Here is a 13,042-nt window from a genome sequence, read left to right on the forward strand (position 1 = left end):
GACAAACGAACAGCCGGTGGAGCGCCCAAGGCGTCCACCGGCTGTTTGTTCGTTCAGCAGGTAGTGGGAGCTTTCAGGCCGAGGAAGCGAGCGTTGAGATACGCGACGGCAGCGGGTGCGCCGGTGACCGCGAGAACGTTGTGCTCGCTGGCGTAGTCGGTGGACATCGCGACCTTCGTGCCCTTGGCGCACCAGGCATCGCTCAGGTTCTTGCCGACAGCCCACGGGATGAGTTCGTCGAACTTCGAGTGGTAGAGGTAGACCGGAGCCTTCGGGCCGGTGGACCCCATCTTGTTGATGGCCAGCACCTGCTGGGCGACCGGCTCGGCCAGCGGGTCAGCCGAATCGGAGTACTGCTTGACGCTGTGGAAGGCATACAGCGCCTCCTCGACCACGCAGAGATCGTCCATCGCCGCGATCAGCCCACGCCCCTTGGCGTTGAAGATCGACAGCAGCTCCGGATACTCCCGGCTGACCCCAATCGCCGCAGCCAGGAACAACCCGGCAAACGGCCCGCCGTCCATCTGGCGTCCGGCCGCCGCCAGGTCGGCCGGAGTACCACCCGAAGCAACGCCCACGAGATTCAACTCAGGCGCGTACGACGCCTGCAACTCAGCCGCCCACCCAGTCGCCAGGCCGCCACCGGAGTATCCCCAGATCCCGACCTTCGTCCGAGCGGACAGCCCGGCCTCAGGCGAAGCCAGCGTCGCCCGGATCCCATCCAGCACGGCGTGCCCGGACATCCGTCCAGCGCCATAAGCATCGCGCGGACCCTGGTAGTCCGTCACCACCACAGCCCAGCCCTTCGCCACGCCGAGAGCCAGCAGCGGTAACTCCTTCTCCAACCCGGTCCGCAACGTGTACGACGGGTTGCACTGATCGCCCAGCGAATCAGTAGCCGGCTGATAAGACAGCAACGGCCGCGCCCCGAGGTACGGCGTCAGCGGCACGATCACCGTCGACACCACGGTCACCGGTCGATCCTTCGCATCCGTACTCCGCGACTGCACCTGGAACGCCTTCACCGGAATGGGAATCCCCAGCCCGGTCACCGTGACCGGCCGCTTCTTCAGCACCGTCCCGGGTGCCTTCGACTCGTATCCAGCGGCTGGTTGGTAGAACGTGTCCTGGTCAGGCTCGACCAGAGCGGCCGGAGCAGCACCAGCTGGTGGTACAGCAGTCGCAAGTAAGCCAAGTGAAACCACGAGGGCAGTGAGTAGCTGACGTTTCATCCGTTGTCCTTAGCCGTGAGGTGGGGGCGGGAGACCTTGCCGGTTGCGGTGCGGGGGAGCTCATCGAGGAAAACGACGTCGCGGGGGACTTTGTAACGCGCCAGGTTCTCCCGAACGTGACTGCGGATCGTTTCGCCGTCGAGGGACGCGCCATCGGCCAGTACGACGTACAGCCGCAGCCGCTGGCCGAACTCCTCGTCCGGTACGCCGAGCGACGCGACCTCGGCCACGCCGGGCATCGCCTCGACCAGGTTCTCGACCTCGATCGGGAAGACGTTCTCGCCGCCGGAGACGATCATGTCGTCGTCGCGGCCGTCCACGAACAACCGGCCACTCGCGTCGAGATGACCGAGGTCGCCGGTGCTCAGCAGCCCGTCGATCATGTCCTTGTGGCCGCCACCGGAGTAGCCGCCGAAGCTGAGCCCGTTGCCGACGAAGATCCGCCCGGTGGTGTTCGGTCGCGAGACGAGCCGGCCCGAGTCGTCGTACAGGCGGACGTGGCAGCCGACCGGCGTGCGACCCGCAGTACCGGGTGCGGCCAGCCAGTCGTCAGGCATCGCGACGGTGGCGACCGCACACTCGGTGGAGCCGTAGAGATTGTGCAGCACCGGGCCGAAGGCGGCCATCGTCCGATTGCCCAGATCCGTTGGCAGCAAGGCGCCTGCGCTCATGATGACCCGCAGCGAGCTGGTGTCGTACTGCGCCGGCGAAGCCGCCAGGATCCGCTGCAACATGGTCGGTACGACGATCAGCGCGGTCACCCGATGCCGCGCGATCGCCGCCAATGTCGCGTGCGCGTCGAAGCGGCGGCGCACGACGATCGTCGAACCGAGCGCAAGCGTCATGATGAACTGCGTCAGCCCGGTGCCATGGAAGGTCGGCGCCGCGATGAAGACGGTGTCGCCCCGCCGCAACGGCACCCGGTCGAGGAACTGCGCCGCCATCAGCGGTGACCGCACCTGCCGCGGCGCGCCTTTCGGCGTACCGGTGGTGCCGCCGGTCAGCAACACCATCCCGGCTTGCTGCTTGGGCACCTTCAGCGGCCCGTCGTCGTGCGACGCGATCAAAGCTTCAAGTTCACTCGAAGATCCCCATGCCACGAACCGCCGCACTCGAGCCGGTACTGCGGACAGCAACTCCTCGAACTCCTCGTCGTAGACGAGCGCCGAAACTCCTTCCCTGCTGGCGACATCGGCCAACTGCACCCGGCTGAAGCCGGTGTTGAGCAACACCAGCCGGACGCCAAGCTTGCCGCAGGCAATCATCGCGTCGACCGTGCCACGATGGTCGCGGCAGAGCACGCCGATCACGTGCCCCGGTTCGACGCCCGCCGCCGCCCAGCCGCGAGCCAGCGCGTTCGCCCGGCGATCCAGGTCGCCGTAACTGAGCTCGCCGAGCTCGTCGATCAGCGCGAGGTCGGCAGGATCGCGCCGCGCCGCGATGTGCGCCGCGCCGGCGATCGGGCCGAGCCGCCGCATCGCCAACGAGCTGGTCAGTGTGACAACGGGTCTTTTCGGATCGAGCAGTCCCGCGCCGCGCAGTACCCGGATCGCGCGCAGGGTGTCGGCCGGCCTCATGGCGCCTCCCGGGAATCGTGCCCAGACCAAGTGAAAAGCGGGCTTTTCACTTGGAAACTGGTCAGTAATGTAGGACCGATCTGGCTAAGATGGCAAGAGTTCACGCACGGGGTATCGACAAGAGGTGCAATGAGCGAACCCTCCGCACGCCGTTATTCCGGACGCTCCGTCGAGGAGTGGAAGGCGGCGCGACGGGAGCGCCTGCTGGATGCCGCGCTGGAACTGTTCGGGACCGAGGGTTACCCCGCGACCTCGGTGGAACGGCTGTGTGCACTGGCGAAAGTGTCGACCCGGCACTTCTACCACGAGTTCCAGAACAAGGAAGCCGTGCTGCTCGCCGTGCACGCCCAGGTGATCGAGGTGGCGGTCCGCAGTACCGGTGAGGCGCTGGTGGCGACCGCCGACGCGCCGGTCCAGGAAAGAATTGTGGCGGCCGTCGACGGCTACCTGCGGACCGTGATGGCCGACCTGCGCAGGGCCCGGATCTCGTTCGTCGAGGTGGTCGGCGCGAGCCCCGCGGTGGAGGAGCAGCGGATCGCCTTCCGCGAGCTGCTGATCTCCAGCGTGGTCGGGGTCGGCGAGGTGGCGGTCGCGCGCAACGAGCTGACCGACAAGGACTTTCGCTTCCTCGGCCTGTGCTTCATCGGCGCGGTCAACACCGTCGTCTATGACTGGATGCTGACCGACCCACGCCCACCGGAGCAGCAGGTCCAGACGGCGCTGCGCGAGCTGGCCGTCTCACTGATGCTGAGCTGAGCCTCGCCGGCCGCGGAGGATGGCGTCGAGGTCCGGCGGACCGGGCAGGTCGAAACGCTTGCGCAGTTCGTCGGTCGCGTCGTCGCGGCTGAGACTCGCGCCGGCGTCGTAGACGCTCTCGTATCGGGTGTCGCCGAGCTCGGTGCGCAACCGCTCGACGGTACGGCGTACTTCGGAATCCGGCACGGCCCGCATCCCGCGCATCGCGGCGGCGACCCCCAGCATCCGCGCGCCGGTTTCGTACTCGCCGGCCAGCAGGTCCACCTCTGCGGCCGCCTCGACGATGCCCGAGGCAAGCGGCATGTCGTCGGTGTTGAGCGCCAACTCGACGGCGTGCTTGCTGTAGCCGCGGGCCTCAGCCAGTTCGCCCCGCGCGACGGCCACCCGGCCGAGCTGCGCGAGCACCAACGCCTGGCCGTGCGGAGCGATCCGCTCGGCCACCAGGTCGAGCATCGAGTAGGCGCGATCGGCGAGCTCCTTGGCCTCGTCCAGCCGGTCCTCCCGCCGGGCCAGCACGCTGAACCCGATCAGCGCGATCGCCTGCCCACCAAGGCTTCCGTGCTCCTCGGCGAGCTGCAGCGAGCGGTTCAGATCGTCGCGAGAACCGGCGTAGTCGTTCAGCTCGGCCCGGCTGAGCGCCGACTGGGCAAGTAGTTGCGCGACGCCTTCGGTAGTACCCAGCTCGGCCACCAACCGCAAAGCTTCGGTCAGCGAGGCCAATGCGCCGTGGTGATCGCCGATGACGGCCTGGTGGTTGGACAGTCCACGCAAGGCCAGCGAAGTACCCCAACGATCGCCGAGGGCGCGGAAGCCGTCGAGCGCGGTCCCCAGATCGGTGACCATCTGCTCGGGGTCGCCCTCGTTCTCGCGGAACATCGCCGTCATCATCACGGCCATGTTCCGGGTCCAGGCGTCCTCGTGGTGCCGGGCCGCCTCGAGCTCGCGGAAGCAGGTCGCCTTGTCCCGGCGGACCATCGCCCAGACCGCGTTGGTGAACCGGCCGACGCCCGACTCGGCCACCACCCGGTGCCGCCGGCTCAGCCACCGTACTTCGGCCAGCCCGCGGATCGCCCCGCCGAACTGGGCCGACGGATCCTCCCCGTTCGACAGCGTGCCGATCGCGTACATCATCAACGTCATCGCCCGCAGCATCGGATCACTCGGCCCGCGGAGGGCAAGCGTCGCCTCGAACCAGGCGACCGCCTCGGCCGGCCGGCCGCGCATGTTCCAGTACTCGCCGAGCACCGAGACCTGGCTGAGCGCCAGCTGCGAATCACCAGTGTCGACTGCTGTCCGTAGCGCGTCGAGCAGGTTCTCGTTGTCCGTGTCCAAGCGCGCGATCCACTGCAACTGCTCGCCCGTGTGCAGGTTGGGCCGTGCCTGCTGCAGCATCTTGCTGAAGTACGCCGTGTGCGCCGCGCGAACCTGGTCGGTCTCGCCCGACGCCGTGAGCTGCTCGGCGCCGTACGCCTTCACCGTCTCGAGCATCCGGTAGCGAACCGATCGCTCGTCAGCGGTCGCATCGATGAGCGACTTGTCGACCAGGGAGGCAAGCACTCCGAGTACCGCCTCGGGCGGAAGGTCGGGCCCACTGCAGATCTGCTCAGCGGCTTCGAGGGTCGCGCCACCGGAGAAGAGGGAGAGCCGCCGGGCGACCGCTTGCTCGTCGGTGCCGAGCAGGTCCCAGCTCCACTCCACTACTGCGCGCAGCGTCTGGTGCCGGGGGAGGGCAGTCCGGGATCCGCTGGTGAGCAGGCGGAATCGGTCGTTGAGGCGCTCGACGATCTGCGGCGGGGTGAGCGCGCGCAACCGGGCCGCGGCCAGCTCGATCGCCAGCGGCATTCCGTCGAGGCGGCGGCAGATCTCGGCGATCGCCTGCCGGTTCTTGTCGATCACGGCGAAGTCCGGCCGTACTGCGCGGGCGCGGTCGACGAACAGCTGGATCGACGGGTAGCTGTCGTCCTCGCTGTCGATCGGCGGCAGGCCGAGCGGGCCGACCTGGTGCAGATGCTCGCCTGGGATGCTCAGTGGCTCGCGGCTGGTCGCCAGCACCCGCAGCCGGGGGCAGGACGCGAGCAGCGAGTCGACCAGGTCGGCCACCTCCTGGACGAGATGCTCGCAGTTGTCGAGCACGAGTAGCACCCGGCGATCGGCGATCACGTCGACAAGTCGCTGGGCGGCCGCGCGGCTGGTCGGGAACTTCGGGGCGAGACCGGTCTGCAGGCTGTCGACGTACTCGCTGGCGCCGAGAGCGCCGAGGATCGCGGGCGCGACGTCGGCCGCGTCGGCAAGCGGGGCCAGCTCGACGAACCAGATGCCGTCACCGGTGTGCTCGACCAGCGACCGGCCGGTCTCGGTGGCCAACCGGGTCTTGCCGGAGCCACCCGGGCCGACCATGGTGACCAGGCGAGTGCCGTTGCCGAGCAGCCGGGCCAGCTCGGCGACGTCGTCCGCCCGGCCGACGAAACTGGTCATCGGAGCGCGAAGGTTGTTGCGCGGAGCAGCACTCCGAGCAGCCGGTACTGCGGCGGTGGTGGCGACCGGGTCGATCGCGTCGCCGCGGAGTACGGAGACGTGCAGGTCGCGGAGTCTGGCGCCGGGATCAGCGCCCAGCTCGTCGGCCAGGGTGGTCCGCACCCGCTCGTACGCCGCCAGCGCCTCGGCTTGCCGGCCGTCGGCGTACAGGGCTCTGATCAGGAGTTCGTGCACCCGTTCGCGGAGCGGGTGGGTGACGCTGAGGTGTTCCAGCTCCGGGGTGACCTCACGGGCGTTGCCGCTCTTCACCGCTGCCTCGGCGAGATCCTCCGAGGCGCCCAGCTTCAGTTCCTCCAGCCGGTCGGCCTCGATCGCGGCGAACGGGAGGTCCCGCAGATCGGCCAGCGCGTCGCCGCGCCAGAGCCGCTCGGCCTGGGTGAGCAGCGCCTTGGCCTGGTCCGGGTCGGTGCTCAGCAGCAGGCGGCCGCGGCGTACCAGCTCTTCGAACTGCAGCGCGTCGACGGACTCGGGCGAGATGGTCAGCGTGTAGCCGGCCGGGCCGGACTGGACCGAGATGCTCGACTCGGTCGCGGGCAGGCCGGCCCGCAGCCGCGAGACGAGGGACTGCAAAGCGTTGGCACTGGGTGCTCCGGTGCCCCACAGGTCGTCGACCAGGGTCTCGACCCCGACCGGCCGGCCCGCGCTCAGCGCCAGCCTGGCGAGCAGGCCGCGCAGCCGGACTCCGCGGACGTCCAGCGGAGATCCGTCGGCCGCCCACATCGCGAGAGGACCGAGCACCGCTATGCGCACCCCACCAGCCTCCCATATCCGCCCGTCCTAACCCCTGTCGTTTGTCACATCCGCAGGCGCTGGAAATGCCTTAGTGTCGGCTGGTGACCGAGATCTCCGCTCAGACCCAGTCCGCCCTCAGCCGGATCGTCGCCGAACGCCAGGCCAAAGGCCGCGTCCCCGGACTCGTCGGCGCCGTCGCCCGTGACGGCGCGCTGGCCTGGTCCGAAGGGGTCGGCTCGGCCGATCTGGACCAGCCCGGCGTCGCGCCGACCGCCGATACGCAGTACCTGATCGCCTCGCACAGCAAGACCTTCACCGCGGTCGCGATCATGGCGCTGCGGGACGAGGGCAAGCTCAGCCTGGACGACCACCTCGACACCCTGCTGCCCGAGACCAAGCACGGCGGCGTCACCATCCGGCAGATGCTCAGCCACGTCAGCGGCATGCAGCGCGAACCGGTCGGCGACGTCTGGGACCAGATGACGTTCCCCGGGCGCGACCAGCTGCTGACCGGCTGGAACGAGGCCGAGCGGATCGGCAAGCCACACCACCGGTTCCACTACTCGAACCTGGCCTACTCGCTGCTCGGCGAGGTGGTCGAGCGGCTCGACGGGCGCAGCTGGTACGAGTCGGTGCAGGCGCGGATCCTGCGGCCGCTGGAGATGACCCGGACCTCGGTCAGCTTCGACGGCGGACCGGCCGCGCAGGGGTACTACGTGCCGCCGTTCAGCGATGTGCCGGTCAAGGAGCCGGTGCTCGACATCGGCGCGATGAACGCCTGCGGCGGCCTGGCCAGTACTGCGGGCGACCTGGCCAAGTGGGCGTCGTTCATCGCCGACCCGGTGGCCGAGGTGCTGTCCGGCGACACCATGGACGAGATGTGCGCGCCGCAGATCATGGTCGACGAGCGCTGGAACCTCGGTTTCGGCCTCGGCTTCATGCTGTTCCGCCTCGGCGACCGCGTCACCGTCGGCCACACCGGCGGCATGCCCGGCCACATCACCGGCACCTTCGTGCACCGCGCGTCGGGCACGGCCGGCATCGCCCTGATGAACACCACCTCGGCTCCCGACCCGGCCGGGCTGGCCACCGACCTGCTCCTCAAGGTCCTCACCGACGACCCAGAGAAGCCCGCTGCCTGGACCCCTGGCAGCACGGTCCCCGCCGACCTCACCGGCGTACTGGGCACCTGGTTCTCCGAAGGCAGCCCGTTCACCTTCTCCATCTCCGGCGGCACCCTCCAGGCAACCGCCCAAGGCGCCCCCGACTGGAAACCCCCGGCCGTCTTCGAGAAGGTCTCCGAAGACATCTACCGCACAGTCTCCGGCCGCGAAGCCGGCGAACTCCTCCGCATCACCCGCGACGAGACCGGCACCCCGACCACGCTCCACTGGGCCACCTACCTCTGCACCCGTCAGCCATATGCGTTCGGTGAGTGGCTGAAGCTTTGACCCCGAGGTAGCTCACTGGCTACGTTTGTCGACAACCGTCGGTCGCCTGAGGCGATTGAGCGCGAGGCCCCACTCCGGTGGGGCCTCTCCCATTTCCACGGTGTCGGGAGATGAGGCGGCGAGGCCGCCCAAACCGGTACGCAAAAAAAACGACCCCCGAAAGAGGGGGTCGTTGTAGCCGGGCGTACCGGCATTCGGCCTTCAGAATACCACGCCGCGTGCGCCACATCCCGAACAGGAGATCAAGGCGTGGGCACCGTCGCCGCTTATATCGATGGCTTCAACCTGTACTACAGCATGAAGAACAAGTACGGCCGGAAGTACCTCTGGCTCGACCTGGTGAAGCTCGCGAGCTACCTCCGACCGGAGGACGAGGTGGTCCAGGTCCGCTATTTCACGACGATCGTCCGCGGTGAACCAGCCGCCGCCGCCAACCAGATCCACTACGTGGACGCACTCCGCTCCCACTGCGGCACGATCCTCGACGTACAGATCGGCTGGTTCAAGCGGCGAACTCTGTCTCCGTGCAAGCTGTGTGGTGAACACTGGCAGTGCGAGTGCCCTCGGCGACCGCGATCCTTCGAAGAGAAGGAGACGGATGTCGCCTTGGCCGTTGCGATGGTCGAGGATGTGGCAGCGGGTCTCGCCGATCTGACCTTGCTGGTGAGTGCGGACTCCGACTTCGCGCCGGCGGTGGCTGCGATCAAGCGTGTCCGGCCGGCACAACCAGTGATTCTGGCGATGCCGTCCGGCAGCATCCAACCGCACAAGCGGTTCGTGGACATCGGCTACTTCACCATCTCCGAGACGGCTCTTCGCCGATCCCAGTTGCCGGAGCAGATCTACGACCCGGTCGGCAAGAAGAGCCGTCGGCGACCGGAGAAGTGGTTCTGACCGCCGCCGCCCTTGTCAGTTGTAGCTGCGGTGGCCGTCGATGAGTTCGCGGATGATGTCGAGGTGGCCGACGTGGCGGGCGGTCTCCTCGATCATGTGGCACAGGATGTAGCGGGTGGAGGCGGCGCCGCCCGGGCGGACGGCGACGGCTGCCTTCTCCACGTCGTCGAGGGAGACGCCGGCCACGATCTCGTTCGAGCGGGCGCACTCGGCGTCGTACTCGTCGAGCAGCTGGGCCAGCGGCACGTCGTCGACGAACATCTCGGCGTCGACGTGGCCGTCCTCGGTCCACGGGGTCTGGCCGGTGTCGGGGACGCCGGCCAGGTTGAGGTGGAACCAGGAGTACTCGACCCAGCGCAGGTGCGCGACGATGCCCGCCACCGTCATCAGCGGGGAGGTCGGCAGCAGTTGGCGATGGGCGTCGGCCTCCGACAGGCCTTCGCACTTCATCCGGACGAACGACCGCTGGACGTCCAGCCAGCCGATCAGTTGGGTCCGCTCGTCGGAGGTCAGGGGCGGCCGCGCTACAGGAGTCATCTGCCGCACCCTAACCATCAGTACCGCGGACGCCTACTCATTTAGCAGTCGCGCCTTGACCTCGTTCTTCAGCACCTTGCCGACCTTCGACCGCGGCAGGTCGGGCCAGACCACCACCTGCTTGGGCGCCTTCACGCTGCCGAGCTTGCTCTTCACGTAGTTGCGGACCTCGGACTCGGTCACCGTCAGCCCGGGGTGCAGCTGCAGGACGGCGGTGACCCGCTCGCCCCACTTGCCGTCGGGGAGGCCGACAACCGCGCAGTCGCGGATCGCCGGATACGTCATCAACGCCTGCTCGACCTCTGCCGAGTACACGTTGAATCCGCCCGTGATGATCATGTCTTTCGCCCGATCCACTATGTAGAGGTAGTTGTCTTCGGCCAGGAACCCGATGTCCCCGGTGTGGTGCCAGCCGTACTGCGAGGCGGCGGCGGTCGCCTCGTCGTTCTTGTAGTACCCAGCCATCACCAGCGAACCCCGGACCACGATCTCGCCGCGTTCGCCGGTGCCCAGCAGCCGCCCGTCGTCGGCCATGATCGCCACCTGGGTCAGCGGCGACGGCCGGCCGGCCGAGGCGAACCGCTCGATCGCGGGCGTCCCGTCGGCGTGGAAATGGTCGGCCGGAGCCATCGTCGAGATCATCATCGGCGCCTCGCTCTGCCCGAACAGCTGCGCCATCACCGGTCCGATCCGGGTCAGCGCTTCCTCCAGCCGGGCCGCCGACATCGGCGCGGCGCCGTACCAGAAGCACTGCAGGGAACCGAGGTCCGTGCCGGCCAGCGAAGGATGCGCGAGCACCATGTAGATCAGCGTCGGTGGCAGGAACGTATGGGTGACCCGATGCTGCTCGACCAGCCGCAGGAACTCGTCCAGGTCGGGCGCCGGCATGATCACGACCTCGCCGCCGAGCGTCAGAACCGGAAAGCACAGCACCCCGGCGGCGTGGGTCAGCGGCGCCAGCGCGAGGTACACCGGCCGTCCGTCGAACGGGTAGCTCATCAGCGTGATCGCCGACATCGTCTCGAGGTTCCGCTCGGTCAGCATCACTCCTTTCGGCCGCCCGGTGGTGCCGCCGGTGCCGACCAGCATCGCGGTGTCGTCCAGTGGCTCCAGCGACCACGGATCCGCCGGTACGCCGGCCAGCCACTCGTCCAGGCTGATTGCCCCAGGCAATGATTCTTCCAGGCAGATCACCGTGGTCAGCTTGGGCAGCTCGGGCAGGATCTTCTCCACCAGCGGCAGGAACGCGCGCTGGAAGATCAGCGCGGAGCAGTCGAAGGTGTCCAGCAGGTCGCGGTTCTCGGCCGCCTCGTTGCGCGGGTTCACCGGGCACCAGACGGCGCCGGCCCGGGCGATCCCGAAGACACAGGCGAACGAGATCGGGTTGTTCGCGGACAGGATCGCCACCTTGTCGCCTGGCAGGATCGCCGACCGGTGCAGTGCACGGCCGACCTGCCACGACAGTTGCTGCACCTCCCCGTAGCTCAGCGAAGTACCGGCCATGGTCAGGCAGGGCTCGTCGGCGCCGAGTGAAGCGCCTTTGTCGAGATAGTCGTACAGCCTCACGCGAACTCCAGGTGGTACAGGTGCGGGGGAACTCTCAGGGGGTGAAGTGGAGCGCCCCCGCACCTGGCTTCAGTGGTGGACGGTCACGACCGGCTCGCGGACGAGGATGCCGGGGAGAAGTCCTTCGGCGGTGGAGCTGTCTCCCCGGACGACGGGTTCGGCGACCCTCACATCCCCATCCCGCCGTCCACCGGGAGGCCGGCGCCGGTGATGAACCGGGCCGCGTCCGAGGCCAGGAAGACGACCGCGTCGGCCATGTCGGAGACCTCGCCGAGCCGGCCGAGCGGGGTCAGCCCGATGACGTCCCCGACGGCTGCCTCGGCCGACGGCCAGAGCCCGAGCGTGACCATGTCGGCCGCGAGCTTCATGCCCATCGTGGTCGGCACCAGACCGGGGTACACACAGTTCACCCGGACGCCGTAGCCGAGCTTGCCGGCCTCCATCGCCGCCACCCGGGTCAGCCGGTCGACCGCGGACTTGGTCGCGGAGTACCCGGCAATACCGGGGAAGGGGATCGTCGCCGCGACGCTGGAGATGTTGACCACCGAGCCACCAGTCCCGGCGGGTCCCTCCGGCCGCATCGCGCGGAACGCGTGCTTGACGCCCAGCGCGGTGCCGAGCACGTTGATCTCCAGCATCCGGCGGACGTCGGCCGGGTCGAGGTCGATCACCAGACCGGACAGTTCGACGCCCGCGTTGTTCACCAGGATGTCCAGGCCGCCGAGCTCGGTGATGGTGGCGTTGACCGCCGCCTCCCAGTTCGCGTCGTCGGTGACGTCCAGCGGCACGAAGGCGGCGGTGGCGCCGGTGTCCTTCAGTGCCTCCGCGGTCTCCTTGCCGAGATCCTCCGCGATGTCGGCGATCACCACCGAGGCGCCGGCCGCGGCCAGGGCCTGGGCCATGCCGGCGCCCAGTCCTTGCGCACCGCCCGTCACCAGGGCCTTCCGTCCGGTCAGGTCGTACACGCTCATGCGATCTCCCCTTCGCTCGGCTGTCTGCTCAGGGTTGCCAGGATTTTGACACTCGTCAAGACTTTCTTGGACAACTGTCAAGAAAATCTCCGGCACAGGTTAAACTTTCAGGAGATGACACTGGAGGAGGCAGCCGTGACCGAGGTGACGGACCGGATCTCGCGCCGCCAGGTGGACAAGTTCGCTGAGCGTCGGGCCCAGCTGGCCACCTCCGCGCTGCGCACCCTGTCCGAGCTCGGCTACGCCCGCACCAGCCTGCGCGAGATCGCCCAGAACTCCGAGTTCTCGCACGGTGTCCTGCACTACTACTTCCGCGACAAGGTCGAGCTGATCACGTACTGCGTGAAGCTCTACAAGGCCGAGTGCGTCACCCGCTACGACCAGATCGTGGCCACCGCCCGCTCCGCCGACCAGTTGCGCACCGACTTCGCCCAGGCGCTAGCCACCACCTGCGCCGAGGACGGCACGATGCACCGCCTCTGGTACGACCTGCGCAACCAGGCGCTGTTCGAGGAGTCGTTCCGCGAGGACGTGCTGGAGATCGACCAGACCCTCGAGCTGATGATCTGGCGGATCGTCTCGACGTACGGCGACCTGAGCGGCACCCCGATCACGGTCTCGCCGTCGACGGCCTACGCCCTCTTCGACGGTCTCTTCCAGCAGGCTCTGCTCCGGCACCTCTCGGACCAGCCCAAGGCACTCGACGACCTCCGCGACGGCGTCGAGCGCACGCTCCCCAAGCTCCTCATCCCCTGAGCGCCCCGGTCCCTCCCCACCCCGCTTTCCCTAAC

The 13,042-nt window shown here is 68.4% G+C and carries 10 protein-coding genes; 4 read left to right on the top strand and 6 right to left on the bottom strand.

What is annotated here, in order from left to right:
• Positions 1–53 precede the first annotated feature (53 nt).
• Both AB0P21_RS33845 and AB0P21_RS33850 read right to left on the bottom strand, forming a co-directional pair.
• Positions 54–1,232: a lipase family protein gene (locus AB0P21_RS33845; protein WP_363702118.1), complete on the bottom strand. Its 1,179-nt coding sequence runs from the start codon at positions 1,230–1,232 to the stop codon at positions 54–56.
• Positions 1,229–2,809: an AMP-binding protein gene (locus AB0P21_RS33850; protein ID WP_363702120.1), complete on the bottom strand. Its 1,581-nt coding sequence runs from the start codon at positions 2,807–2,809 to the stop codon at positions 1,229–1,231. Before AB0P21_RS33850 ends, AB0P21_RS33845 begins: the two co-directional genes overlap by 4 nt.
• 129 nt (positions 2,810–2,938) lie before the next feature.
• On the opposite strand from AB0P21_RS33850, the gene AB0P21_RS33855 reads away from it, so the two are divergent.
• Complete coding sequence (locus AB0P21_RS33855) at positions 2,939–3,565, top strand: TetR/AcrR family transcriptional regulator (RefSeq protein WP_363702122.1); 627 nt, start codon at positions 2,939–2,941, stop codon at positions 3,563–3,565.
• Here the strand turns inward: AB0P21_RS33855 and AB0P21_RS33860 are convergent.
• Complete coding sequence (locus AB0P21_RS33860) at positions 3,548–6,850, bottom strand: BTAD domain-containing putative transcriptional regulator (protein WP_363702124.1); 3,303 nt, start codon at positions 6,848–6,850, stop codon at positions 3,548–3,550. The genes AB0P21_RS33855 and AB0P21_RS33860 overlap by 18 nt on opposite strands.
• Positions 6,851–6,933: 83 nt before the next feature.
• Here AB0P21_RS33860 and AB0P21_RS33865 point away from each other — a divergent pair, with 83 nt between their 5' ends.
• Both AB0P21_RS33865 and AB0P21_RS33870 read left to right on the top strand, forming a co-directional pair.
• Entirely contained in the window at positions 6,934–8,283 is a 1,350-nt protein-coding gene (locus AB0P21_RS33865; protein WP_363702126.1) for a serine hydrolase domain-containing protein, read from the top strand.
• Between the two features lie 249 nt (positions 8,284–8,532).
• Positions 8,533–9,177: an NYN domain-containing protein gene (locus tag AB0P21_RS33870; protein WP_363702128.1), complete on the top strand. Its 645-nt coding sequence runs from the start codon at positions 8,533–8,535 to the stop codon at positions 9,175–9,177.
• 15 nt (positions 9,178–9,192) lie between these two features.
• Here AB0P21_RS33870 and AB0P21_RS33875 read toward each other — a convergent pair whose 3' ends face one another.
• From AB0P21_RS33875 to AB0P21_RS33885, 3 genes are all read right to left on the bottom strand, one after another.
• Complete coding sequence (locus tag AB0P21_RS33875; protein WP_363702130.1) at positions 9,193–9,714, bottom strand: DinB family protein; 522 nt, start codon at positions 9,712–9,714, stop codon at positions 9,193–9,195.
• 33 nt (positions 9,715–9,747) lie between these two features.
• The gene (locus tag AB0P21_RS33880) at positions 9,748–11,280 is read right to left on the bottom strand and encodes an AMP-binding protein (protein ID WP_363702132.1); all 1,533 of its coding nucleotides are present in this window, start codon (positions 11,278–11,280) and stop codon (positions 9,748–9,750) included.
• A 167-nt stretch (positions 11,281–11,447) separates the two neighbouring features.
• Complete coding sequence (locus AB0P21_RS33885; RefSeq protein WP_363702134.1) at positions 11,448–12,251, bottom strand: glucose 1-dehydrogenase; 804 nt, start codon at positions 12,249–12,251, stop codon at positions 11,448–11,450.
• A 114-nt stretch (positions 12,252–12,365) separates the two neighbouring features.
• Here AB0P21_RS33885 and AB0P21_RS33890 point away from each other — a divergent pair, with 114 nt between their 5' ends.
• Complete coding sequence (locus AB0P21_RS33890) at positions 12,366–13,007, top strand: TetR/AcrR family transcriptional regulator (protein WP_363702136.1); 642 nt, start codon at positions 12,366–12,368, stop codon at positions 13,005–13,007.
• Positions 13,008–13,042 lie beyond the last annotated feature (35 nt).

The sequence above is a fragment of the Kribbella sp. NPDC056861 genome, assembly GCF_040687575.1.
Lineage (GTDB): Bacteria > Actinomycetota > Actinomycetes > Propionibacteriales > Kribbellaceae > Kribbella.